Consider the following 23,478-nt stretch of genomic DNA (forward strand, 5'->3'; position numbering starts at 1 on the left):
ATCAAGATCTCCCTTGGCTCTCTCAGCCCTATCGAATACCGGGTGAGCCTTGGACTTGCAACATAAAACCAGTCCAAGTTTTTATCCGCACCCCCAGAGGGTCAATTTTCGGTGGCAATCAACACCCGGCCTCCTTGTGCTGAATGGCTTTCTCGATCTTGGTGCCGAAGCTGCCATGCTTCCATTCCGCACTGCCAAGGCCGCCGACCACAAGGTAGTGCAGCTTCTTGCTAACGCCTGAAATCGTCCCGCCGCGCGTTTCGATGGCTTGCTCGCAGAGTTTGCGTGGCCCGAAAACGAAGTCGCCGGTGAAGCAGAAGAGCTTGTTGGGGATCTCAACCTCTTCGAGGCGATCGATTGGCAACTCGGTCACGAAGCCCGCATCCGCAATCTCGTCCAGCTTGCCGCCAACGAGCTGGCGCAAGGTTTCGGCGAGATGGCTGCGTTCTTCCTCGGTCACAAGCCCATCCGCCAAGATGCTTTCGACTTGGGCTTTGATCACCGTGCCTGGCCATGTCAGGGCGACTGTTTCGGCGCCGGTGAGCCATGATCTGAGGAATCCGATTTCGGCATCGTTGAGATGTCCGTCAGACATGATGCCTTGGACGATGCCGACCAGCGCCGCACATGAAGTGCGCATCTCGTTTCGGAAGGCTGTCGCCTGGCGTTGGTAGATGTTGATCACTCGATGCCCCCGGGTTCGCTTGCTGCCTTCCAGATGAGAGAGGTATCGCCAGTGAATGTGACTGCCATACCGGTCAAGGTGCATGTGCGAGTGGCTCCAGCCGCAAGATCGATGGACAAGTCCTCACCGCGTAGTCCTTGCCACATGGCCAGATAGTGCAGCGCCCCTATCCGCTTGCCCGCCTTGATGGCCTTTCCTCCGCCGACCCAGGGCAGGCTTGGCAATTCACCACGCGAGGCCTGTGCAGCCAGTTCGGGGGATTCCTTCGCCTTCTCGATTCCCCTGAGCCAAGAACAAATGAGACCTTTGTCGGGGCCGCCCCATCGTTGCGCCCAAGACTCTCCCTGAGGTGAAGCAGAGCTGAAACTGCATTCAACGATCATGCTGGCTCCATTCGAGGGACGTACGAGGAATATTCAGGGCGCATCCTAGCGCTCGGCTCGCAAGCAATCATGCGCGCGAACCCTCATATTGCTGCAGCGCTACGCTATTGCGTGGCAAGGCGTTCCGCAACTTCGCGTGCACTGAGGTCTCGCACTGCCGCAAGGCTTTCGAGTTGCGCCGCCCGCGGACGTGCCTTGCCTTGTTCCCAGTGGTAGATCGTCTGCCCGGACACGCCAACCAGTTGCCCATAGCTCGCCGCGGACAGCCCGATCTTTGCGCGATGTGCCGCCAACCTGGTTGCACTGAATCGGCGCTTCGTGCCTGCTGCCGCTTCATTGTCCGGATCAGGCGTCGTGGCGGGGCGTTTCGCTCCCTTCGCAACACGACGCAATTCCTTCTCGAGCGCATTCACCTGTCGACGTAGTTCGGCAATCGACGCGCGATGCGCGACTGATGCCTTCTTGAGCGTTTCGATCTCAGCGCGCACTTCTTTGCGAGCAACGCGGGAGATTTCGGCTTTGAGGATCGAGGCGATATTTGGCATGGACGCATTGTGCCGCGCCGTTGCAGCGACGACGCTCTGCCGTCGGGCCTGTGAGTCCTGAGCATGAAAAGCGACAGCGGTCGGCATCGAGGCGGTTCCCTGAGCGGATTTTTTCTCCCTGGCCTTTACCAGCGCCGAACCACTGTCGAGAGGCAGTGTGCGTGACCCAAGTGAAGTCAGAGTGAAGTCCGTGCAGGAGTTCTGTGAAACGATACTTGTCGTCTTGTTTCGTGCAACCGCTGTCCCCAACACAGCCTGCCAGACCAAGGAGCTCAATTGCTCGGTATGCCGCCTTCATTTACTGGCTCGTCCACGCGAGCAGTCCGCAGTCTCTACGCAATCAGTTATCCCATTCTCGATACTCAGGGGGGTGTGCCATTGCGGCCCTCACAGTGCCCTATGCCGAGCGGATCGACCAGATTCAGCGGAAGTCAACTCCAGAAGTGACCGAACGACTAGGCGTGGCAGCCCGAACGCTGTCAGTGCGTGCTGGTGGAATGGTCTCGTTGGGAAGCTTGAATCCCACCGAACGGGAAAGCATCCTCAAACGCTCAGACCGATCCAACGGCCGCTGAGTTGCCAGAGGCAGCCATCGAAATTGCCTTCTCCTGCAAACCGAGCCGGCGACGGTCATGCTTTTCGACATCTAGGCGTATCAGTCGGTGGGACGAGAAATTCCCAACTCTCGGATGTGGCGATGGAGGGTTGCGCGCGACACGCCCATCGAGATTGCAGCTTCAGACACATTCCATCCACAGCGCTCCAGAACCGCTTCGATCGCAGCACGCCTGCCAGACGGACGAGTGTTTCGCGACACTCCTCTTTGCCCCAAAGGGGGAGGAAGATCGGCCAGATCGATCTTCCCGTCCGAGTCCATCGCAACGGCGAATCGCATGGCATGGTGGAGCTCACGTAAATTTCCGGGCCAATCGTGCGCGAGCAGCGCCTTCACGGCGGCAGCCGTCAGCACGGGAGCCCGCCGTCCGACGCGTTGCGCGGCGCCAATCACGGCCCGCTCTATCAGTTGCTCGAGATCGTCGCGCCGCCGCAGCGCCGGCAAGCGCACCGTAGCCCCAGCCAGTCTGAAATAGAGGTCTTCGCGAAAACGCCCTTCTCGCACCAGTTGCGCCACGTCGTGCAAACTTGCCGCGATAAGGGCAAAGCGCACTTGCACCGGCCGCGTCGCACCTACAGGCGTGAATTCACCATCTGACAACACTTGCAGCAACCGCGTCTGCAAGCCGAACGGCATATCGCCGATTTCATCGAGAAACAAGGTTCCGCCGTCCGCCTCCAGAAGCCGGCCTCGCGAGCCGTGCCGGGATGCACCAGTGAAGGCACCGGGACGGTAGCCAAAGAGCTCGCTTTCAATCAACTCCGCGGTGATCGCGGCGCAGTTGATACCAACGAACTTGTCGGGCCTGCCGCCTGCATCGACATGCAATGCGCGCGCCAACGCACTCTTTCCTGTTCCGGTCTCTCCGTGCACGAACACCGGTATCTGGTGGGCCATGAGCCTGCGCGCCATCAACACCGCTTCGCCAACTGCCGGGTCGTCTCCGATGATCTCCTCCACCGCAGGCTGGCTGATGTCGAAGGTGCGATCGAGCTTCTCCGGCGCCGAGACGGCGCGAAGCTGCCGTCTCGGCTGCTCCACGCGAAAGAAGTGCTGGCCGCTTGCAAGCTGGAGCACGAGATCCCTGCCGTCGAAAGCCTTTTGCCACTGGTCCATTCCGCAGACATCGGACAAAGGGCGGCCGATCAACGGCGCTCCTGCGGGAAGGAGAATGCGCTGCGCCAACGGCGTGGCGTCGAGCACTCTGCCTGATGAATCGAGGGCGACGCGTGACTCGACAGCCGCATCACAGAAGTCGCCATGCCTGGACACGCGAAGAATCGTGTGTCCCACATTGCGACGATCGAAATAGAGGTTCTCGATGCGTCGCGCCGACGCAATGACCACCTGGCGAACCACAGCCTGGGTCGCGCGGTCGGATGCCCGGAGCGTCGTGACATTCAACGCCGCGGCGAACTGGCCGCCGGCGCCGAAAACGGGCGCCACCGTACAGCTCACACTCGCCAAGCTCGAAGCGAAGTGATCCTGCATCACGACGGAGAGCGCCCTCTGCTCGCGGATGCACAGTGCAATTCCGTTCGTACCTTGCATCTCCTCCGACCAGATCGAGCCGGGCAAAACGCCCGCATTGCTGCAGGCGTCGAGAACCAGTTCGGTCGAACGAAAGCCCAGAGCGACGCCCTGGGGGTCAGTCAACATCACGACATAGTCCTGTTCGGCCAGGAGCTCGAACAGGCGTTGTACTTCGCCTTGCGACAGCGACAGAAGATCAGCGATGGGCTCGCGATGGTCCTGGATTTCGACCGCTGTGAGAACACCAGGGCGACCCACCCTTTCCGGGTTGAGGCCATGGAGCGAAACACAGCGTTCTCTCGACGCGGCAACGCTCCCACGTTCCATCACTTCATCCTGGATAGGTGCGAGCACTGCGGCAGCGCGCAGCACGTTCGAATGGGATGCTTTGTCCACAGCGCGTTGTCTCCTGCAGGGGGCCTGGAGCCGGCCCTTGTCGAAGGATTTTGCATCCTTTGCCCCCTGGTGTCACGCTGGCGGAACTGCGTGTCAGCCCCGCACAGACGCCTTGCGCACCTTCGGCATCACGTCCTGTGCAAGCCTGCGCATGGTCTCCCATTCCCATTCGCGGTTGACGCCGGATCCGTCCATCGATGCCATCATCAGTCCATGGAATGGCCCCGTGCGTTCGCGGAACGCCACCAGCTTGTCCGCCACGGTGCCGGGAGATCCGTAGATCACCATGCTCTCGATGAGTTGCTCAACGGTCACGGCGTCGTCGGGCTGCTTGGGGTCGTCCTTCATGACAGCCGTGTAGTTCACGGACTTGAGAACACGCCACAAATAGTCGAAGTAGTAGTAGTTGCTGCCGGCCGGATCCATCACCCGCTCACGGGCTTCAGCATCACTGGCAGCAATGACGATGTTTCGGGCGACCCGCCAGTCATTCCCGGTGGGTTCGCGGCCCGCGGACTCGCACCCCTCGACATACTTTTTCCAGTGACTGGCAATCACATACTCCGGACAGAAGTTGGCGCTCATCGCGCCGAACCCGCGCGCTGCAGCCGTCTTCACGCTGTCGGAGAACGGCGACATCGCGGTCATCGAGATCTCGGGGTGCGGGAGCTGGTACGGCTTGGGCATGAAGCCCACGCCCAGCTCGGGGATGACCATGTCCTTCAGAGAGATCTTCCAGTGCTTTCCCTGGATATCGTAGGGCGGGTCCTGCGACCAGAGCTTGAGGATCGTGTCGATCGATTCCATCATGCGCTCGGTGCGATACGCACCATCGAGCACTTCGAACAACTCCATGTCGCTGGCCAGGCCACCGGGGCCGATGCCGAACATCAGGCGTCCTTTGCTCATGTGATCGAACTGTGCAATCTCTGCGGCCACCACGGCCGGATGGTGGTTCGGCAAGGCGATGACGCCCGTTCCGAAGCGGATGCGCTTGGTCTGGTGGATCAGTGACGCAAGGAAGATGAGGGGTGACGAGATCGGCTCCGTCGTGCAGGAAATATGCTCACCGATCCACACCTCGTCGAAGCCGATTTCATCGGCGTACACGATCTTCTCGGTAGTTTCCGTGAAGCTTTCCGACTTGGGCCGGGCGGGTGGATGCAGAGGCATGCCGAACAATCCGAGTTTCATGAAGTCTCCTTTTTTGCAGGGTTGAAAAGCGCAGCGGATGCCGCGCGGGGAACATGGAAAGACTCAGGCCACGGCTTGTTCCGCAGCGGCCTTGCAGCGGCTCGAAACGGCCACGCCCGCTCCGTCGAACCAGACGAGCGGGTCCGATTGGCCCTCTGCCAGTTGCACGGCCGTGACGCGACCGATGAACAAAGTGTGGGTCGCGTACTCGACGCGCTGGTCGACTTCGCAGGAGACCGCGGCAAGTGCCGAGGTCAGGCAAGGGAGCGAGTCGGAGCTGTCTTGCCAATCGCCGGTAACGAAGCGCTCGCCTCTGCGCGAACTCTGCGAGAACGCGCCCAGCAAGGGGTGATGAGCCCCCGCCAGCAGGTTCACGCAGAACCGCCCCTGTGCGCTGAGCGCAGGATGCAGCCCTGACGTGCGATTCACCGCCACCAGGATGGCCGGCGGGTCCATGGACACCGGAATGACGGCGGAAGCGGCCATCCCGTGAGGCTCGCCATTCGCATCGCGTGTGGTGATCAGGGTGACCGAGGACGCAACGCGACGCATGGCGTCTCGAAATGCGGTTGCGACATCGAGTGCGGCAGAGGAATCGGGGAGCGAGGACATGGCGGGAAGTCTCCTGAGTTGGTTTGGTGATGCGCTCCCAACGATCTCTGCAGATCGCATGCCCGAAGCGAATCTCAATCAAATCAAGGACTTAGTCGCGATGCGCCGTCCCGGCCGCGACACTTTGCGACACATCGGTGTCGCATCGGAAAGCCGAGCCAGTGCTTTCCTGTTGGCTTTTGAAGAAGCTCAGACGGCGCTAGGCGCCGACCTTCAAAGCCCTAGTCGGGCGCGCCTTCCCCATGCAGCCCGACGATCAGCGAGCGCAGCCACGTGATGGCCGGGTCCTTGTGAAAGCGACCATGCCAGAACAGGTTGATCGCAATCTCCGGCAGCTTGGCCGGGTGCCGGATGTAGGACAGGCCAAAGGGCCCCGCCAAAGCCTGGGCGAGCCGCTCAGGAACGGTTGCCACCAAGTCGGAGTCGTGAAGGATGTGGCCCACCGCCACATAGTGCGGAACGGTGAGGACCACCTTTCGCACCACCTTCTTCCGTCCAAGGATTTCGTCGGCGTTGCCGTGCCCCGTTCCCGCGGAGATCACGACGACGTGGTCGGCCGAGGAAAACTCGCTCAATGAAACCGTCTTCTTGTCGAGGGGATGACCTCGCCTGAACATGCAGACGTACTGCTGCTTGAACAGCCGGCGCTGAAAATAGCCCGCCTTGAGCTGCGGCAACAGACCGATCGCAAGGTTCACATGACCCGCTTCCATCTCATCCTGCAGATTCACGGCCGTGTTCCGAACAGTGCTGATTGACACATTCGGCGCAACACGTGCCACCTCCTTCATCAGCTTGGGCAGGAAGTAAATCTCGCCGATGTCCGTCATGCCCACCGTGAAGGCGCGCTTCGAAGTCGACGGGTCGAATGACGCCTTCTGGTTGATGGCCGCGTGGATGACTTGCAATGCGCTCGCGGTGGGTCCTGCAAGCTGCTGCGCATACGGCGTCGGCTCCATGCCGTTTGGCGTTCGAAGGAACAACTGGTCATCGGTGAGCTTGCGCAGGCGAGCCAGCGCGTTGCTCACGCCCGGCTGGGAAAGGCCGAGGCTGCTGGCCACCTTCGAGACGCGTCGATCGACTAGCAACTGATGGAAAACGACCAGAAGGTTGAGGTCGATGTCTTTGAGCTCCATGGCGCCTCACATTCGCGAAATCAATCTGAACTATTCCCCATATTCTATTGAGCGATGGCACGGGAATGGAGATCATTGCTGCACCCACAAGACGCTGTTCCCCAACGGCAGCACAGGAGACACAAAACATGGATGACACATCAGCCGTCTTCCCCCAGAAGATCCACTGGGAAAACCAAGGCACCAGCCGGATCCCCTTCATGGCCTACACCGAGGCTGATCAGCATCGGCAAGAGTTGGAACGCCTCTTCTACCGAAACCACTGGTGCTACGTCGGCCTCGAAGCCGAGATTCCAGAGATCGGGGACTTCACGCGCACGGTGGTTGGCGAACGCTCCGTGATCATGGTGCGCGACGCCGAGGACTCCATCAGCGTCGTCGAGAACGTGTGCGCTCACCGAGGCATGCAGTTCTGCCGCGAGCGCCATGGAAACCGCAAGGCGGAGGGGTTCACCTGCCCTTATCACCAGTGGAACTACACGCTCACCGGCGACCTGCAGGGAGTGCCCTTCCGCCGGGGCGTCAAGCAGGATGGAAAAGTCAACGGCGGGATGCCCGCCGACTTCAAGCCCGCCGAGCATGGCCTGAACAAACTCAAAGTTGCAACCCGCGGGGGCGTTGTCTTTGCTTCCTTCGACCCCAACGTCGAATCGCTCGAAGACTTCATGGGGCCGGAGATCCTGGGCTATTTCGATCGGCTGTTCAACGGACGAAAGCTGAAGATCCTCGGCTACAACCGCCAGCGCATTCCTGGCAACTGGAAGCTGATGCAGGAGAACATCAAGGACCCGTACCACCCGGGTCTGCTGCACACCTGGTTCGTGACCTTCGGCCTCTGGCGTGCCGACAACAAGTCGGAGCTCAGGATGGACCGGCACCATCGGCATGCCGCCATGATTTCAACGCGCGGTGCGAGCGGCAAGGCCGACCAAGTCACCCAGGTGTCAAGCTTCAAGGAGAGCATGCAGCTCAACGACCCTCGCTTCCTCGACATCGTGCCGGAGCCCTGGTGGGGCGGACCGACGGCTGTGATGATGACGCTGTTCCCGAGCGTGATCTTTCAACAGCAGGTCAACAGCGTCTCTACGCGCCACATCCAACCGAGCGGCCCCGGCGCCTTCGATTTTGTTTGGACCCACTTCGGATTCGAGGACGATACCGAAGAAATGACGCAGCGCCGGCTGCGTCAGGCCAATCTCTTCGGACCCGCCGGATTCGTGTCCGCGGACGACGGTGAAGTGATCGAGTTGTCGCAAAAGGGTTTTGAGCAGAAGCCTTTTCATCGCACGCTCGCCGAGCTTGGCGGGCGCGAGGTCGGCGACACGGATCACATGGTCACCGAGACCCTGATCCGGGGCATGTACGAGTACTGGCGCAAGGTGATGGAGGCTTAACGTGGACTTCAAAGACTACTTCGAACTGTCCCAGCTCTACGCCAGCTACGCCCAGGCCGTCAGCTCCAGCCAATGGGAACTCTGGCCCGAATTCTTCACGGAAGACTGCATCTACAGGCTTCAGCCACGAGAGAACTACGACCGCGGCTTTCCGCTGGCGACGCTCTCGTTCGAGAGCAAGGGGATGCTCAAGGACCGTGTCTACGGGATTCGCGAAACCCTGTTTCACGACCCCTACTACCAGCGCCACATTGTCGGAACACCGGTTGTGCTGAAGGCCGAAGCCAATCGCTTCGAGTCGGAGGCCAACTACGCGGTGTTTCGCACCAAGCTCTCCGAGCTTTCGACGGTCTTCAGCGTCGGGCGCTACATCGACGTCGTCGTACGGACCGAACAGGGACTGAAATTCGCTTCGCGGCAGGTCATCTATGACAGCGAAATGATCCCGAACTCCGTCATCTACCCGTTGTGAGGCAACCCATGAGCCATCCTGATTTCCAATGGACCGACGCGACTCCGGTCGATGAAGTACCGGCAGACGATGTCGTGGGCATGCTCGTCGGCGGACGCGACATTGCCTTGTACAGCGTGGACGGTCAGATCTATGCGACCGACAACATCTGCACCCACGGACACGCCCGCCTGTGCGAGGGCTTTCTGGAGGGACACGAGATCGAGTGCCCTCTGCACCAAGGCAAGTTCGACGTGCGCAACGGCGCACCGACGTGCGCCCCCGTGACGGAAGCGATCCGCTCCTACCCGGTGAAGATCGAAGGCGGTCGGGTGTTTCTTTCACTGGGCTGATTCAGCTGCATGGCAATGCCCTTGCGGCGGCGTGAAGCGCCGCTGCAGGACGGCAGTTCGACAAGCGGAACACGAACGTCCGCTTCCCCTCGCGCCAAGAAGAATGGAGACATCAATGCGTCACATGGCGATGCTCGCGCACCGAGCACAGACACACCGTTCCCCAGCGGCCCGGAGGCCCCATGAGTGACCGAACGATCGTGATCGTGGGCGGTGGTCAGGCCGGAGGATGGGCTGCGCAGACGCTGCGCAGCGACGGCTTCGATGGCCGGGTGGTGCTGATCGGCGACGAACCTCACCGCCCCTACGAAAGGCCGCCCCTGTCAAAGGCGGTGCTCGCAGGCGATGCGCACCCGGACACGACCTACCTGCAGAAATCGGAAGCGTTCGATGCGCTGAACCTCGACTGGCGCCCCGATGTCAGCGCAACGCGCATCGACAGGACCGCGAAACGACTGCATCTGAGCCACGGCGAGCCGATTCACTACGACAGCTTGATCCTCTGCACCGGAGGACGTGCGCGCCGTTTGGGCATCCCGGGTTCCGACCTGCCTGGCATCTTCACCCTGCGCAGCATCGGCGATGCGGCAGCGCTCGGAGCGGCGCTCGTCGCCGGAAAGCGGCTGCTTGTGGTGGGCGGAGGATGGATCGGACTGGAAGTCGCGGCAACCGCCCGAAAGAAGGGCCTGGACGTCATCGTCGTCGAGGCCATGGACCGGCTGTGCGAGCGCACGGTGCCTGCGGAGATTTCCAGTTATCTGCTGCGGCTTCACACCGCGCATGGCGTTCAGGTCGAATTGGGTGCGGGGATCGAGCGGTTGGCCCAAGGGCCGGGCGAAGACCTGACGGCGACCCTCAGCGACGGACGGGAGCTGGCTTGCGACGTGGTTCTCTTCGGCGTTGGATTGATCGCGAACGATGAACTCGCACGCGAAGCGGGTCTGGCATGTGAAGGCGGCGTCCTGGTCGATTCCCAGTGCCGGACCTCGGATCCGGACATTCTTGCCGCTGGCGACGTCGCGGTCTGGCACTGCGACTGGGCTGCCCGACGCATGCGACTGGAGTCCTGGCAGAACGCCCAGGAGCAAGGGATCGCGGCCGCGCGCGCCGCGCTGGGAACCACGGTGAACCATCAGCCGCTGCCGTGGTTCTGGTCCGACCAATACGACGTCAATCTGCAGATATTCGGCCTTCCGACACCCAGGCACCAGGTGGTCGTACGCGGCGACGTGGGCTCCAACAGCTTTGTCATGTTCTTTCTTGAGGCAGACAGAGTTGCCGCTGCGCTCGGGCCAAACGCGGCACGCGACCTGCGCTTTGCGCGACGCCTGATCGAGCGCCGCACGAGCATCGATCCCCAACAACTCGCCGACCTCCAGGTCCCTCTTTCCAAGCTCTGAAGGTCGAAAACGACCGGACGGCTTTTCACATTCAACAGACCTAAATCATGACCCCCACCTATCTCTGGAATCCCCCTGCCGTTCCTTCGCTGCCGGTGCGCGGCACCTCGCAGCGCCTGCCCATCAACCGGCTTTTCTTCGTGGGCCGCAACTACCACGCGCATGCGGTGGAGATGGGACGACCCGTCGACAAGACCATCGAGGTCCCGTTCTATTTCACGAAGAGCCCCTCGACGTTGGTCGAGTCGGGTGTGACCGTCGCCTATCCGCCCGAAACCAAGAACTACCACCATGAGATGGAGTTGGTGCTGGTGGTCGGAGCGCCTGGCTTCCGTGTCAATCGCGACGACGCCCACAAGTTGATCTATGGGTATGCCTGCGGTCTGGACATGACGCGACGGGACCTCCAACTGGTTGCCCGCGACAAAGGCCGGCCATGGGACCTCGGCAAGGACGTCGAGCAATCGTCCGTCGTATCCGAAGTGGTGCCAATGGCCGGCAAGGTGCTCGACCAGGGCGCCCTGAGGCTCAGCGTGAACGGCCAGGAGCGGCAGAGCTCCGACCTTTCAAAGCTGATCTGGAACATTCCCGAACTTATTGAGGATCTCTCGAAGTTCTACCACCTCGAGCCGGGAGACCTGATCTTCACGGGAACACCCGAGGGCGTCGGTGCATTGCAGCCGGGCGATCGCGTCGAAGGCAGCGTTGCCGGCGTCGGAGAGATCACCCTCACGGTCGGCCCGGCCGAATGATGCAACAAGGCTCCCCAGAGCAACGCTGAACAGCCAAGCTGCGCCGTGCACCAGTCGCGCTCGCAGCCCCGCAAAGGAACCGCCGATGACCGCCGATACCGTCCCCTCCCCTGTGCACCTGAAGGCCGTCGCCGGCCCGTCCCAGCCCGACCCCAGTCCGGCGCTCGAGCAGCTTTACCGAGGCTTCGAGCGCGAGTTGCTGGTCCCACTCTGGACGGAGATCGGCGACCTGATGCCCCGCCACCCGCGCAGCAAGGCAGCCCCGCATGTTTGGCGTTGGGACCGGCTCGTGGAGCTCGCCGCCGAAGCCGGGCGCATCGTCCCTGTCGGCCGCGGCGGGGAGCGCCGCGCGATTGCGCTGGCCAATCCCGCGCTCGGCGGCAGGCCGTTCGCCACACCCACGCTGTGGGCCGCGATCCAGTACCTGATGCCGGGCGAAAACGCCCCGGAACATCGGCATACGCAACATGCCTTCCGCTTCGTGGTCGAAGGCGAAGGCGTATGGACCGTGGTCAATGGCGATCCGGTCCGCATGTCGCGTGGCGACTTCCTGCCGCAGGCCGGCTGGAACTGGCACTCGCACCACAACGCAGCCAGCGCACCGATGGCATGGATCGACGGGCTGGACATTCCGTTCTCCTACTACACCGAGTCGCAGTTCTTCGAGTTCGGACGCGAACGCGTCAGCACGGCCGAGCAGTCGACGCCCGAGCGTTCGCGATCGGAGCACTTGTGGGGACACCCTGGTTTGCGACCGCTGTCGCAGCCCGAGTCCCCGGTGGCCACGCCCTTGCTCGCTTACCGTTGGGTCGACACGGACAAGGCGCTCGCAGACCAGTTGATCCTGGAAGCCGAGGGCCATGCAGCCACGCTCAGCCCGGGTCATGCGGCCGTTCGCTTCACCAACCCGAGCAACGGGCGCGATGTGCTGCCCACGATCCGTACGGAGATGCACCGCATCCGAAGCGGTGCCAGCACCCTTTCGCGGCGCGAGGTGGGCTCGTCCGTGTACCAGGTGTTCGAAGGCAGCGGCAAGGTGAAGGTCGGCGATCACACCTGGACTGTCAAGCGTGGCGACATGTTCGTCGTACCGTCGTGGCAGCCTTTCTCGGCCCACTGCGATGAGACCTGCCCCGGATCGCTCGACCTGTTCCGCTTCAGCGACGCCCCGATTCTCGAGGCGCTCCACTCGCATAGAACTGCCTCCGCCGAGCTCGAGTGACGCGAGTGCCCCAGCGAGCCACCAAGGCACGGACGCAGGGATAGTCCGGCTTGTCAGCAGCGCCTGCTGGGGGACACTCGCAAGAGAAACGCACGGCAAGAAGTTTGACCACGCAGTCGTCGATGAACTCCCCCGGAACGTCGTTGTTCTTCAACTCCAGGACCGAGCGTCTTGCGCTCGCGCGCCGACGCTACTTCGAGGAAGGACTGCTGCCCTCTGGGGTCGTGAGCGACGCGGTGTATCAGTCCTGGGCGCGGTGCCAGCGCCTGCATGACGGCCCTGGCGCAAAGGTTTCCTTTCAGCCGGTTTCGAGCAGCCGGGCGCATCTGGCGCTGCAGAAGAATCGCGATCTCGTCCACGCCTGGCTCGAAGAACTCCCCCAACTGCAGTCGGTGCTGGGCGCGACGTCTTGCGCGGCCATGCTCACCGATGCAACAGGCGTACTCATCGGGGCAACGTGCGTGGGCCGTTCGCACGAACGCATCATGCCGATCGCGACCCGCACTGGCGTGAACCTCTGCGAGGAAGCAGTGGGCACGACCGCACCGGGCGTGGCTGCGCGCACTGGTCGTCCTGTGTCGGTCGACGGCGCGGAGCACTTCTTCGACGAAGTCAAGGCGATGCATTGTGCCGCAGCGCCTATTCACGACACCCGTGGCCGACTCGTTGGTGTGCTCGATATATCGAGTGAAGCCATTCCATTCAGCTTCGATGCGATCTCCGTGGTCGGACTGTATGCCGCGGCCATTGAGAACCGGCTCTTCATCTCGCAGTCCGACCAGCATCTCGTGGTGCGATTTCAAGTGGATGCAATGCTGCTCGATTCGAGATTTGTCGCGCTGGTCGGCATCGACATCAACGGCCAGCTCGCCTGGATGAACGGTGCGGCGGCCCGTCTACTGGGGTTGCCGCCAGCCGAGCGCGGCGCGAATACCTCGTCCGTGGAAGAGGCCATGGGCGCCAGCATCGCGCAACTGGCATCACTGCCCCGATCGGGCTCGGCGCCATTGCAACTGGCGAATGGACTGATGGTCTGGGCCCGCGGCGAGATGCGCGCCGCCGATGGTCACCGCGGCCTTGTCCCGGGGGTCGATGAGTTCGGGAAACGTGACCCCACTCCTGCACCAGCAGTGACTTCCCCTTGCGCCCTGGCCGTGCCGAGCGACGAAGAGAGCACTGCCGAGCTTGCGACCGCGAGCGCAATCGAAGAGCCGGACGTCGCCTCCTCACCGCCCGGACCTGAAGCGCCTCGCGATGCCAGCGAGCCATCGGTCAGGCTTCGCGAATGCGGCAACGATCTCATCGATCGAACCTTGGAAACCTACGGCGGCAACGTCACCAAGGCGGCCGAGAAGCTCGGCGTTTCGCGCGGGTTGATCTATCGGCGACTGCGCAATCGCGCACAGGTCAAGCGCTAGCTTCGCACCATCCACCGTTCCGAAACGGAACACCCGCATCGACCGGGTTTTCCCGATGCTTCGGTCACCGTATGCGGTGAATTACCTTCCCCCTCCGATACGACTTCGGCCTTCGTCCGGGGCGGTATCGAACGAGCATTTTTCTCCCAACCCGAGGTGGATACGCCATGCGACTCTCTCCGCATTCCCAGAACGACAAAGACAACGACGACAAGCTGGACCGATTGGAACGTGCATTGATCGCCGGACGGCTCGATCGACGAGGCTTCCTGCGAGCAGCCGCCGCGGCAGGCATCGCCACGACGAGCCTGCATTCGCTCGCCGACGAGCTGGATGCCGCGCGAGCCAATCAGGCCGAGCGAACCGCCTCGTTGCTGCCTGCCTACGACTACATCGTCGTCGGGACCGGCAGCGCCGGCTCCGCACTCGTCGGCCGTCTGGCGGCAAAGACAAGCGCGAGCATCCTTGTGATCGAAGCGGGCGATTGGGATACCGCACCCTCCGTCATGGACCCGCGGCTGTGGTTCACCAACCTGGGGACCGAACTCGACTGGAAGGACGTCGCACTGCCCTCGTCCAGCACAAACGGTCGGGCCATTCCCGAGCACATGGGCAAGGTGGTTGGCGGCGGTAGCAGCATTAACGCAACCATCTGGGCGCGGCCCTTTCGCAATGACCTCGAACACTGGGCTGCGCAGAGCGGTGACGCTGCCTGGGGCTATGAGCACGGCCTGGGTATCTATCGCCGGATGGAGAACTGGCAGGGCAAGGCCGACAGACACTACCGCGGCAAAGGCGGGCCGGTGTGGGTCCAGCCCGCATTCGATCCGCCGCCCGTCGCGCTGGGCATGCTGGCGGCATGCCGCTCGCTCGGCATGCCCATCCTGGACGACCTGAACGGCGCCCGGGAAGTCGGAGCCGGCGGCTTCGCGTTGATGAACCAGATCATCCGCAACGGGCGCCGGCAAAGCATGGCGCGTTCGTACCTTTACCCCGTCCTCGGGCGAAAGAACGTCACGGTCCTCGTCAAGGCGCACGTCAACCGCCTGACGTTCAGTGGCACTCGCGTCACGGGCGTGGAACTCACGCGCGACAACGCTGGGCCTGTTCGCATCCAGGCGAAGTCCGAAGTCATCCTGAGCGCGGGCGGGATCAACACGCCAAAGCTGCTCATGCTCAGTGGCATCGGCGACGAGGCGCAGTTGCGCGCACACGGCATCCAGACCGTGGCGCATTCGCCGGATGTGGGGCAGAACTTCCACGACCACCTGCTGCATGGCGGCTGCATCTGGGAGCCGAAGGAGCAGGTTCCGCATCGCAACAGCGCCGCCAACGTGTCGGGCTTCCTCAAGAGTCACGCTGGCCTGAACACGCCGGACTTGAATCTCGTACAGATCGAGCTGCCCTATGCCAGCGACGTCGTCGGCAAGCAGTTTTCCCCGCCGCCAAGCAGCTGGGCCCTGTGCGCAGGCCTCGTGGCCCCCAAGAGCCGCGGCGAGATCCGGCTTCGCTCGGCAAATCCGGCTGACCGTCCGATCGTCGATGCGCGCTTTCTCAGCCACCCCGACGACGTCAAGGCGCTGGCGCACGGCATCGAGGTGTGCAGGGAGATCGGCAATTCGGCGGCCATGCGCGATTTCGTGAAGCGCGAGGTCGCACCGGGCGAGCAGCTGTCGGGCAAGGCGATGGAAGACTTCGTGCGCAACGGCGCAACAACCTATTTCCATCAGGTCGGCACCTGCCGCATGGGCAAGGATGCAAAAGCCGTGGTCGATGCCAGGTTGCGCGTGAACGGTGTGCAGAACCTGCGAATCGCGGACAGCTCGATCATGCCGACCATCCCGGCGGTTGCAACCATGGCGACTTGCGCGCTGATCGGCGAACGCATGGCGGAGCTCCTGCGCCCGAAAGCCTGAACACCCGCTCCCTCACCGACCTCACTCATCCCTTTTCATTCAAAACCCCATCGACGGAAGACTCTCATGCAAACACAACTGCTCATCGACAACCAGAAGCGTGCCGCCCATGGAAACGCCATCTTCGAGCGCCGGCATCCGACCAGCGGCGACATCGTCACCCGCGCTGCCGCGGGCGACGTGGCCGATGCCATTGCGGCCGCGGACTCGGCCAGCATCGCGTTTCAATCGTGGCGACACAGCTCGCCGTCGGAGCGCCGCCGCATCCTGCTGAAGGCGGCCGACGCGCTGGAAGCGAGGATGCCGGATTTCATCGAAGCCATGGCGGCCGAAGTGGGCGCTGCCGCACTCTGGGCGGGCTTCAACGTCGTCCTGGCTGCAACCGCGTTTCGCGAGGCCGCGTCGATGACCACGCAGATCCAGGGCGAGACCATCCCGACCGACAAGCCCGGCGCGTTGTCGATGACCGTGCGCCAGCCCGTGGGCGTGATCCTGAGCATCGTGCCGTGGAACGGTCCGGTGGTGCTGGCCGCCCGGGCCATCGCCTACCCGCTGATGTGCGGCAACACCGTGGTGTTCCGGGCATCCGAAGCCAGCCCGCGCACCCACATGCTGGTGGCAGAGGCGCTAGTCGATGCAGGGCTCCCGCCTGGCGTGCTCAACTTCCTGACCAATGCGCCCCAGGACGCACCGGAGGTGATCGATGCGCTGATTGCCCACAAGGCTGTGCGACGCGTGAACTTCACCGGCTCGACGCGTGTCGGCCGCATCATTGCGCAAAAGGCCGCCGTGCATCTGAAGCGCTGCCTGCTGGAGCTCGGCGGGAAGTCGCCGCTGGTGATCCTGAAGGACGCGAACATCGACGATGCGGTGAACGCAGCCGTGTTCGGATCGTTCCTCTACCAAGGCCAGATCTGCATGTCCACCGAACGGATCGTCGTCGATGAATCGATTGCCGATGAATTTGTCGCGAAGTTCGCCGCACGCGCGAAGGAATTGCCGGCGGGCGACCCGATGAAGAACCCGCAATGCGTGATCGGCCCCATGGTGTCCAAAGACTCCGGCCCGCGACTCAATTCACTGCTCGAAGACGCCGTCGCCAAAGGCGCAAAGCTGGCGTGCGGCGGCCGTGCCGAAGGCGCGTCGATGCCGGCAACCATCGTCGATCACGTCACCCGCGACATGAAGATCTACGACGAGGAAACCTTCGGGCCAGTCACGACCATCGTTCGCGTCAACGGCGACCAGGAGGCCGCGACCGTGGCCAACGACACGGCCTACGGGCTCTCGGCGGCCGTCTTCTGCAAGGACGTCATGCGTGCCCTGAATGTTGCGATGCAGATCGACACCGGGGCGTGCCACGTGAACGGCGCTACGGTTCAGAACGAAGCACAGGCGCCCTACGGCGGAACCAAGCACAGCGGCTATGGCCGCTTCGACGGACGCGCGGTCATCGATGAATTCACCGAGCTGAAGTGGATCACCATCGAGCCATCCGGACAGCAGTATCCGATCTGAGGTTCATGCAAGGCACGATGGGTGCTCCCAGCCGTCATTGCTGACCAACGGCCTGCTCAAGCCACCTGTTTCGCGGGTCGTCGAACTCCCCATTCGATGGCCACGAGCAGGAGGCAGAGCAGGCCCAGCGCGGATATGCCCCAGAAATAGTCCGTCGTCGCCACGAAGGTCGATTGCACAGCCACCTGCTGTTGCAGGTAGCCCAGCGCGCGTTGCGCCGCAAGAAGCGGTGCATCCGTGGCGGCAAAGTGGGTGGTGAGCTGCGCAAGCATTTCATCCACCCCGGGCCGCCCTCGCACGATGTCCTGAGCAAACTGGTCGTAGTGCCAGGCGGTGCGCCACTGCGTCACCAGCGTGGCCAGCGCAATGCCTGCGGCCGTGCCGAACTGACCCAACATGTTCTTGACTTGGTTGGCAGTCGAAAAGACAGCCTCGTCGTGCTGAACGTTGCGGTAGGTCTGCACCGCCGTCGTCGCGAGCACGAGGATCACGAACATGCCATGCAACATGAGGACCGGTGCGATGTGCAGCCATGGGTGCACCTGCGGTGTCAGACGCGCCAGCAATGTGCCGTAGAGCGCGAGGCACGTGAAACCCAGTGCATAGAAGGGCGTCGACAGCGCATGGCGCTTCATCAGGTGAGCCATGAAGAACCAGGTAACGACACCTGTTGCAGCTCCCGTGGCGAGCAACGACCCCACGGTCTGCAGCGGCAGGCCCAGGCCCTGCCTGATGAGAAGCGGAACGACATAGTTATCGCCGGCCATGACCATGTACGCGACGGTGAACGCCGCGACTCCCAGCAGGTAGCGACCGTGACCCAGCCGCGCAAGTAGAAGCGGCGCCCGGTGCCGCCGCCGCTCCCTGAATGCGTAGATCGCGAGCAGGGCGATGGCCAGCAGGATCCATGCAAGGATCGTCGAGCGATCGGGGAACCAGTCATAGCTGGACCGCTGCAGCGCGTGAAGCAGCGCGAAGGTACCGAGCATCAGAAGAAGCAGGCCGGTCGGATGTGCTTCGGAGCGGAGTTCGGCCGGCGCCGACTCCTCGGGCAGCACCACGGTAGCGAGGGCGGCCATCGCCACCGCCGGCACACCCAGTATCCAGAACGCATACCGCCATGACCCGTGATCGAGCGCCATGACGGCAACCAGGGGCCCAAGCACACTGCCCGCAACAAGACCGTAGGCGAAAAACCTCACGCCGTCGAAGCGCCGCGCAGACGGGGGGATGTGATTAACGATGACTCTTGCCACCGTCACGAACGTCGCGCCGCCTGCGGCCATCAACACCCGCCCGACGACGAACTGCACCATGGAGCGGCCGGTCGAGCTGACCAGCAGACCCGCGACGAAGATCGCTATGGAGACCTGCGTGAACAGCCGCCAGCCCAGGCGCTCGACAAGCCAACGCTGCTTGTAGATCGCACCGACAGCCACCAGCGCATACATGGTTGCGGCAAGACTGAACTCCTCGGGACTTGCGCCCAGATCTCCGATGATCGCGGCGGCGTTGATCGCCACGATGGTGCTTTGAAGGAAGTCCGTCGTTGTGAGACAGAAGACCAGCATGAGCAGCAGGGCATGGCGCGAGAGAAGCCCCTGGGCGCCTCGAATGGTGGAACTCGTCGATTGCTTCATCGCTGGGCGAGCGCCGCATGGTCGGCAGCGCGTAGAATATAAATTTATTTACTGAACAGTACAGTAAACAAATAAACAGGATTCGGCATGAGCAGCATTCCCCCACCCACGACACGGTTGTCTGCGCGGCCGAGAGGCCGACCGCGCGACCCCGCCCGCCTTGACCGGATGCTCTCTGCCGCCCGTGAGCAGTTCGCCCAACTCGGGCTCGAAGGCTCCAGCATGGACGGCATTGCCGAAGCGTCGGGAGTCTCGAAAGTCACTCTCTACAAGTACTTTCCGTCCAAGGAAGCCCTGTTCAACGCGACCGTGAACGAGCCGGTGCGCCAGGCGCTGGACCTGGACATCGCGTCGCTGGATCCGGGCAATCCGCGAGAAGCACTGCTTCGCGTTGCACAGAGCTATCTGGGTCTGATCACGGATGCGGCAGTGATCCAACACGTCCGGATGCTCAATGCGTCCGGAGCCCGCAATGTCGACCTCTCGACCAGCTTCCTGGAGAGCGGTCCGGAGGCAGTGATCACGACGCTCATCAAATACCTGAGGGCCTGTGATCGCGTTCGCAGCCTCAGAATTGCTCATGCACAGGATGCGGCCGAACAGTTCGCCGCGATGGTTCGCGGAAACGAACAGCTTCGACTAATTCTTGGCCTGCAGTGCCGACGAACAGGCGCACAGACAAGGCGCTACTGCGCGGCTTGTGTCGAAGTTTTCCTGAAGGGTTACGCAGCCTGATGAATGCTGCACGGAGATGCCGATGAAACCGATGATGAAAGCCGTGGTTCTGGATGCCCCGGGCCCTCCCGAGGCGCTTCGCATTCGCCAATTGCCGGTGCCGGTTCCTCGGCGAGGCGAGGTGCTGATTCGCGTTCGCGCTTTCGGCATCAACCGGTCGGAGTTGCACACCAGGCTGGGCCTCGCCGAAGGCGTTACTTTTCCGCGCGTACTGGGTATCGAAGCCTGCGGCGTAGTCGAAGCCTGCCCCGGCGGGGAGCTTCAATCAGGTCAACAGGTGGCGGCGATGATGGGGAACATGGGACGCACGTACGACGGCGGCTACGCGGAGTACACCTGCGTGCCGGTAAGCCAGGCGATTGCCTTCCGGAGCGATCTTCCGTGGAGCACGTTGGGGGCCATACCGGAGATGCTTCAGACCGCTTATGGCTCTTTGACGGCCGCACTGGATGTGCAACCTGGCCAGTCCATCCTGATCAGGGGTGGCACATCCTCGGTGGGACTGGCCGCCGCCGTACTGGCGAAGCAACGCGGCATGACCGTGTATGCGACAACACGCAATACAGCCAAACGACAGGTCCTGGTGGACGCTGGCGTCGACCACGTACTCATCGACGACGGCGATGTCGCATCGCAGGTTCTCGCGCATAGCGAGGGCGTGGACACCGCGCTCGAGTTGGTAGGCACGCCCACCTTGCCGGACACCCTGCGGGCGACCCGCAACCGGGGCACCGTCTGCTTCACGGGAATGCTCTCCAACGAATGGACCGTAAGGGACTTCTACCCCATCGCGTACCTGCCGCGCTGCATTCGGCTTTGCGCATATTCTGGGGATGCGAGCGACCTGCCGGCGCCTGTGCTCCAGGACTTCCTGGACCGGGTTCGCGCCGGAACAGCAAAGGTCCCCATTGACCAGATCCGCAGCCTCGACGAGATCGTGGAGGTTCATCGAAGGATGGAGAACAACCAGGCGAGCGGAAAGATGGTCGTGCTCACCTAGCTTTCCCCGAATGCAGGCCATGAGCGAAGCGAACGCGATATTCGCCAAATCTATGCGCTGTATTCACTACATACTATTGGCTTATGTCTCCAGTGGCGCAATGATTGCGCCACCCGCACCCACGAACAGGCGCCCAGCGAGCAGCCTACAACGGAGACAAAAATGCATCGGTTCCACCTCTCATAGGGCCTCGGCGCCCGCCGCAGGAGCGTCAATACGCGCTGACTCGCAGATCGAACGAGCAGTTTGAACGCGACGCCTTGACGCCCTTCCCGTGACGATCGAAGTTTGAACTTCGAGCTTCCTTGAGCCAACACGAGCTCCTCTGAGCACTCCTGGCGCATCTCCCCAAATGATGCGCACGGATCGCGCTCGGCCCGGCTACGCGCGGCCGCATCTGCCTTCGCTTCGACGCAACGGCAATCCACCTTTCCTGCTACCTCACGCAACCCAGGACCTGGCTTCGCCAGAACGACCATGACGACACCGAACACCTCTTTTCGCCGCACTGCCCTGACACTCGCCGCACTGACCTGCGCGAGCATCGGTCATCTCGCGAGCGCAGCCACGATCGGCATCATGGCGCCGCTTTCCGGGCCCATTGCAGTCGTGGGTCAGGACCAGGTCGATGGCTTCATGCTGGCCGTCGAACAACTGGGCGGAAAGCTCGGCGGCCAGGCAGCCACCGTATTGAAAGAGGACGACCAGCTGAAGCCGGAGATCGGCGGCCAGATCGTGCGCAAGTTCATCGACAAGGACAAGGTCGACGCCATCGTTGGCCTGAGCTTCTCGAACGTCATGATGGCAAGCCTGCCGCGCATTGCCGAGTCCGGCACCGTGGCCATCGCGACCAATGCAGGACCGTCGCCAGTCGCTGGCGCCGGCTGCAAGGCGAATGTCTTCTCGACGGCTTGGCAGAACGACGGTGCAGCCGAAGCGATGGGCAAGTTCGCGCAGGACCGCGGTGTGAAGAAGGTCTACCTGATGGCGCCGAACTACCAGGCCGGCAAGGACATGCTGAGCGGCTTCAAGCGCTACTTCAAGGGGCAGATCGTTGAAGAGGTCTACACGCAGGTGAACCAGCCGGACTACTCCGCCGAACTCGCTCAACTCCAGGCGGCCAAGCCTGATGCCGCTTTCGTGTTCTATCCGGGTGGCATGGGGGTCAACTTCATCAAGCAGATGGCGCAGGCCGGACTGATGACGAAGGTTCCGCTGTACTCGGTCTTCACGGTGGACGGCACGACATTGCCCGCCTTGCGCGATGCGGCCGTCGGCAGCATCAGCGGCGCGATGTGGGACGCCGCGCTGGACACGCCGGAGAGCAAGAAGTTCGTCGCCGCCTTTGAAGCCAAGTACAAGCGCACGCCAAGCGAATACGCAGCCACCGCGTACGACGCGGCCAACCTGTTGAACATCGCGCTCGGCAAAGTCAAGCCAGGCGACGGCAAGGCGCTGGCTGCCGCAGTCCGAGCCGCCGGCGACGAGTTGAAATCGGTGCGCGGCCCTTTCGCATTCAACAACAACAACATGCCGGTGCAGAACTACTACGCCTTCGAGACCGTGAAGGACGGCGGGCGCATCACCGGCAAGTTGCTTGCAACGCCATTGACGAAGCACGTCGACGCGTATCACACGCAGTGCGCACAGAAGTGATCTCATGAGCAGCACGCTCGTTCTCGCACAGCTTCTCAACGGGCTCCAGTACGGGGTCCTGTTATTCCTGCTGGCCGCCGGCCTGACACTGGTCTTCGGCATCATGAGCTTCGTCAACCTGGCGCATGGATCGCTCTACATGATGGGCGCGTACTTCGCGGCCACCGCCTTCCAGTACACCGGCTCGTTCGGTCTTGCCGTTGCAGCGGCCATGGGCGGCGCGCTGCTGCTGGGCCTGGTGCTCGAACTCGCGGTCGTGGCGCGGCTCTATCGCCGCGACCACCTCGACCATGTGCTGGCCACATTCGGACTTGTGCTCTTCTTCAACGAGCTGGTGCGCATCGTCTGGGGTTCGCAACCGGTCTTCCTGCAGGTGCCCGACTTCCTGAGCGGCGCCATCGACATCGGCGGGTTCAGCTATCCCTCCTATCGGTTCGCGATCATCCTGGTCGGACTCGCGGTCGCGGTGGGTTCCTGGATGCTGATCAACAAGACAAGAGTGGGCATGCTAATCCGCGCAGGTGCCGTCAATCCGGCAATGGTTGCGGCCCTGGGCGTGAACATACGGTTGCTCAACGCCATGCTGTTTGCCGTTGGCGCCATGCTGGCAGGACTGGCAGGTGCGATGGCCGGGCCGATTCTTTCGGTTCAGTCGGGCATGGGCGAGTCTGTCCTGATCACCACGCTCGTGGTCATCGTCATCGGGGGTATCGGCTCGGTGACGGGGGCCTTCTATGCCGCCTTGATCGTGGGCATCGTCGACACGATGGGCCGTGTATTCCTGCCGCTGATCCTCAGGCAGATGACGGAGCGCTCCTTTGCCGACGCAGCCGGTCCCGCGTTGGCCTCGATGCTGGTCTACCTGCTGATGGCGGTGGTTCTGGCCTGGCGGCCCCAAGGGCTCTTTCCGGCCAACAGGTGAT

The 23,478-nt window shown here is 62.6% G+C and carries 21 protein-coding genes; 13 read left to right on the plus strand and 8 right to left on the minus strand.

Annotated elements, in window-relative coordinates:
* Positions 1 to 118 precede the first annotated feature (118 nt).
* The 7 genes from BLV60_RS15475 to BLV60_RS15505 all read right to left on the minus strand — a co-directional run bounded on the left by BLV60_RS15475 (position 119) and on the right by BLV60_RS15505 (position 7,100).
* The gene (locus BLV60_RS15475) at positions 119 to 685 is read right to left on the minus strand and encodes a BRCT domain-containing protein (RefSeq protein ID WP_093056005.1); all 567 of its coding nucleotides are present in this window, start codon (positions 683 to 685) and stop codon (positions 119 to 121) included.
* Complete coding sequence (locus BLV60_RS15480) at positions 682 to 1,068, minus strand: hypothetical protein (RefSeq protein ID WP_093056007.1); 387 nt, start codon at positions 1,066 to 1,068, stop codon at positions 682 to 684. Before BLV60_RS15480 ends, BLV60_RS15475 begins: the two co-directional genes overlap by 4 nt.
* Positions 1,069 to 1,172: 104 nt before the next feature.
* Positions 1,173 to 1,613, minus strand: a complete 441-nt coding sequence (locus BLV60_RS15485; protein WP_093056380.1) for a helix-turn-helix domain-containing protein — start codon at positions 1,611 to 1,613, stop codon at positions 1,173 to 1,175.
* Between the two features lie 655 nt (positions 1,614 to 2,268).
* Positions 2,269 to 4,158 (minus strand): sigma-54-dependent Fis family transcriptional regulator, encoded by a 1,890-nt coding sequence (locus tag BLV60_RS15490; protein ID WP_143042591.1) that lies wholly within the window; start codon positions 4,156 to 4,158, stop codon positions 2,269 to 2,271.
* Between the two features lie 93 nt (positions 4,159 to 4,251).
* A complete protein-coding gene (locus BLV60_RS15495) occupies positions 4,252 to 5,352 on the minus strand; it encodes an LLM class flavin-dependent oxidoreductase (RefSeq protein ID WP_093056011.1) in 1,101 nt (366 codons plus the stop codon).
* A 63-nt stretch (positions 5,353 to 5,415) separates the two neighbouring features.
* Positions 5,416 to 5,964 (minus strand): flavin reductase family protein, encoded by a 549-nt coding sequence (locus tag BLV60_RS15500; RefSeq protein WP_021005394.1) that lies wholly within the window; start codon positions 5,962 to 5,964, stop codon positions 5,416 to 5,418.
* A 221-nt stretch (positions 5,965 to 6,185) separates the two neighbouring features.
* Entirely contained in the window at positions 6,186 to 7,100 is a 915-nt protein-coding gene (locus BLV60_RS15505; protein ID WP_093056015.1) for a LysR family transcriptional regulator, read from the minus strand.
* A 128-nt stretch (positions 7,101 to 7,228) separates the two neighbouring features.
* Here BLV60_RS15505 and BLV60_RS15510 point away from each other — a divergent pair, with 128 nt between their 5' ends.
* The 9 genes from BLV60_RS15510 to BLV60_RS15550 all read left to right on the plus strand — a co-directional run bounded on the left by BLV60_RS15510 (position 7,229) and on the right by BLV60_RS15550 (position 17,524).
* Positions 7,229 to 8,494 (plus strand): aromatic ring-hydroxylating dioxygenase subunit alpha, encoded by a 1,266-nt coding sequence (locus BLV60_RS15510; RefSeq protein ID WP_093056017.1) that lies wholly within the window; start codon positions 7,229 to 7,231, stop codon positions 8,492 to 8,494.
* Between the two features lies 1 nt (position 8,495).
* The gene (locus BLV60_RS15515) at positions 8,496 to 8,966 is read left to right on the plus strand and encodes an aromatic-ring-hydroxylating dioxygenase subunit beta (RefSeq protein ID WP_021005391.1); all 471 of its coding nucleotides are present in this window, start codon (positions 8,496 to 8,498) and stop codon (positions 8,964 to 8,966) included.
* An 8-nt stretch (positions 8,967 to 8,974) separates the two neighbouring features.
* Positions 8,975 to 9,298, plus strand: a complete 324-nt coding sequence (locus BLV60_RS15520; protein ID WP_093056019.1) for a non-heme iron oxygenase ferredoxin subunit — start codon at positions 8,975 to 8,977, stop codon at positions 9,296 to 9,298.
* Between the two features lie 182 nt (positions 9,299 to 9,480).
* Positions 9,481 to 10,698, plus strand: coding sequence for an NAD(P)/FAD-dependent oxidoreductase (locus tag BLV60_RS15525; RefSeq protein WP_093056021.1), 1,218 nt, complete (start codon positions 9,481 to 9,483; stop codon positions 10,696 to 10,698).
* 47 nt (positions 10,699 to 10,745) lie between these two features.
* Positions 10,746 to 11,450 (plus strand): fumarylacetoacetate hydrolase family protein, encoded by a 705-nt coding sequence (locus tag BLV60_RS15530; RefSeq protein ID WP_093056023.1) that lies wholly within the window; start codon positions 10,746 to 10,748, stop codon positions 11,448 to 11,450.
* Between the two features lie 85 nt (positions 11,451 to 11,535).
* On the plus strand, positions 11,536 to 12,672 hold the full coding sequence (locus BLV60_RS15535) for a cupin domain-containing protein (RefSeq protein WP_093056025.1): 1,137 nt from the start codon (positions 11,536 to 11,538) through the stop codon (positions 12,670 to 12,672).
* 122 nt (positions 12,673 to 12,794) lie between these two features.
* The gene (locus tag BLV60_RS15540; protein ID WP_093056027.1) at positions 12,795 to 14,090 is read left to right on the plus strand and encodes a GAF domain-containing protein; all 1,296 of its coding nucleotides are present in this window, start codon (positions 12,795 to 12,797) and stop codon (positions 14,088 to 14,090) included.
* Positions 14,091 to 14,257: 167 nt separating this feature from the next.
* The gene (locus BLV60_RS15545; protein ID WP_093056029.1) at positions 14,258 to 16,006 is read left to right on the plus strand and encodes a GMC family oxidoreductase; all 1,749 of its coding nucleotides are present in this window, start codon (positions 14,258 to 14,260) and stop codon (positions 16,004 to 16,006) included.
* A 66-nt stretch (positions 16,007 to 16,072) separates the two neighbouring features.
* On the plus strand, positions 16,073 to 17,524 hold the full coding sequence (locus BLV60_RS15550; protein ID WP_093056031.1) for an aldehyde dehydrogenase: 1,452 nt from the start codon (positions 16,073 to 16,075) through the stop codon (positions 17,522 to 17,524).
* A gap of 56 nt (positions 17,525 to 17,580) precedes the next feature.
* Here BLV60_RS15550 and BLV60_RS15555 read toward each other — a convergent pair whose 3' ends face one another.
* Positions 17,581 to 19,164 carry an MFS transporter gene (locus BLV60_RS15555; protein WP_093056033.1) on the minus strand — a complete coding sequence of 528 codons (1,584 nt, stop codon included), beginning with the start codon at positions 19,162 to 19,164 and terminating at the stop codon, positions 17,581 to 17,583.
* Between the two features lie 87 nt (positions 19,165 to 19,251).
* Between BLV60_RS15555 and BLV60_RS15560 the strand changes: the two genes are divergently transcribed.
* From BLV60_RS15560 to BLV60_RS15575, 4 genes are all read left to right on the plus strand, one after another.
* Entirely contained in the window at positions 19,252 to 19,899 is a 648-nt protein-coding gene (locus tag BLV60_RS15560) for a TetR/AcrR family transcriptional regulator (protein ID WP_093056035.1), read from the plus strand.
* A 22-nt stretch (positions 19,900 to 19,921) separates the two neighbouring features.
* Positions 19,922 to 20,899, plus strand: a complete 978-nt coding sequence (locus tag BLV60_RS15565; protein WP_093056381.1) for a zinc-binding alcohol dehydrogenase family protein — start codon at positions 19,922 to 19,924, stop codon at positions 20,897 to 20,899.
* Positions 20,900 to 21,376: 477 nt separating this feature from the next.
* On the plus strand, positions 21,377 to 22,555 hold the full coding sequence (locus tag BLV60_RS15570; protein WP_093056037.1) for an ABC transporter substrate-binding protein: 1,179 nt from the start codon (positions 21,377 to 21,379) through the stop codon (positions 22,553 to 22,555).
* 4 nt (positions 22,556 to 22,559) lie between these two features.
* Entirely contained in the window at positions 22,560 to 23,477 is a 918-nt protein-coding gene (locus BLV60_RS15575; protein WP_093056040.1) for a branched-chain amino acid ABC transporter permease, read from the plus strand.
* Position 23,478 lies beyond the last annotated feature (1 nt).

The sequence above is a fragment of the Variovorax sp. YR634 genome (assembly GCF_900106655.1).
Lineage (GTDB): Bacteria > Pseudomonadota > Gammaproteobacteria > Burkholderiales > Burkholderiaceae_C > Variovorax.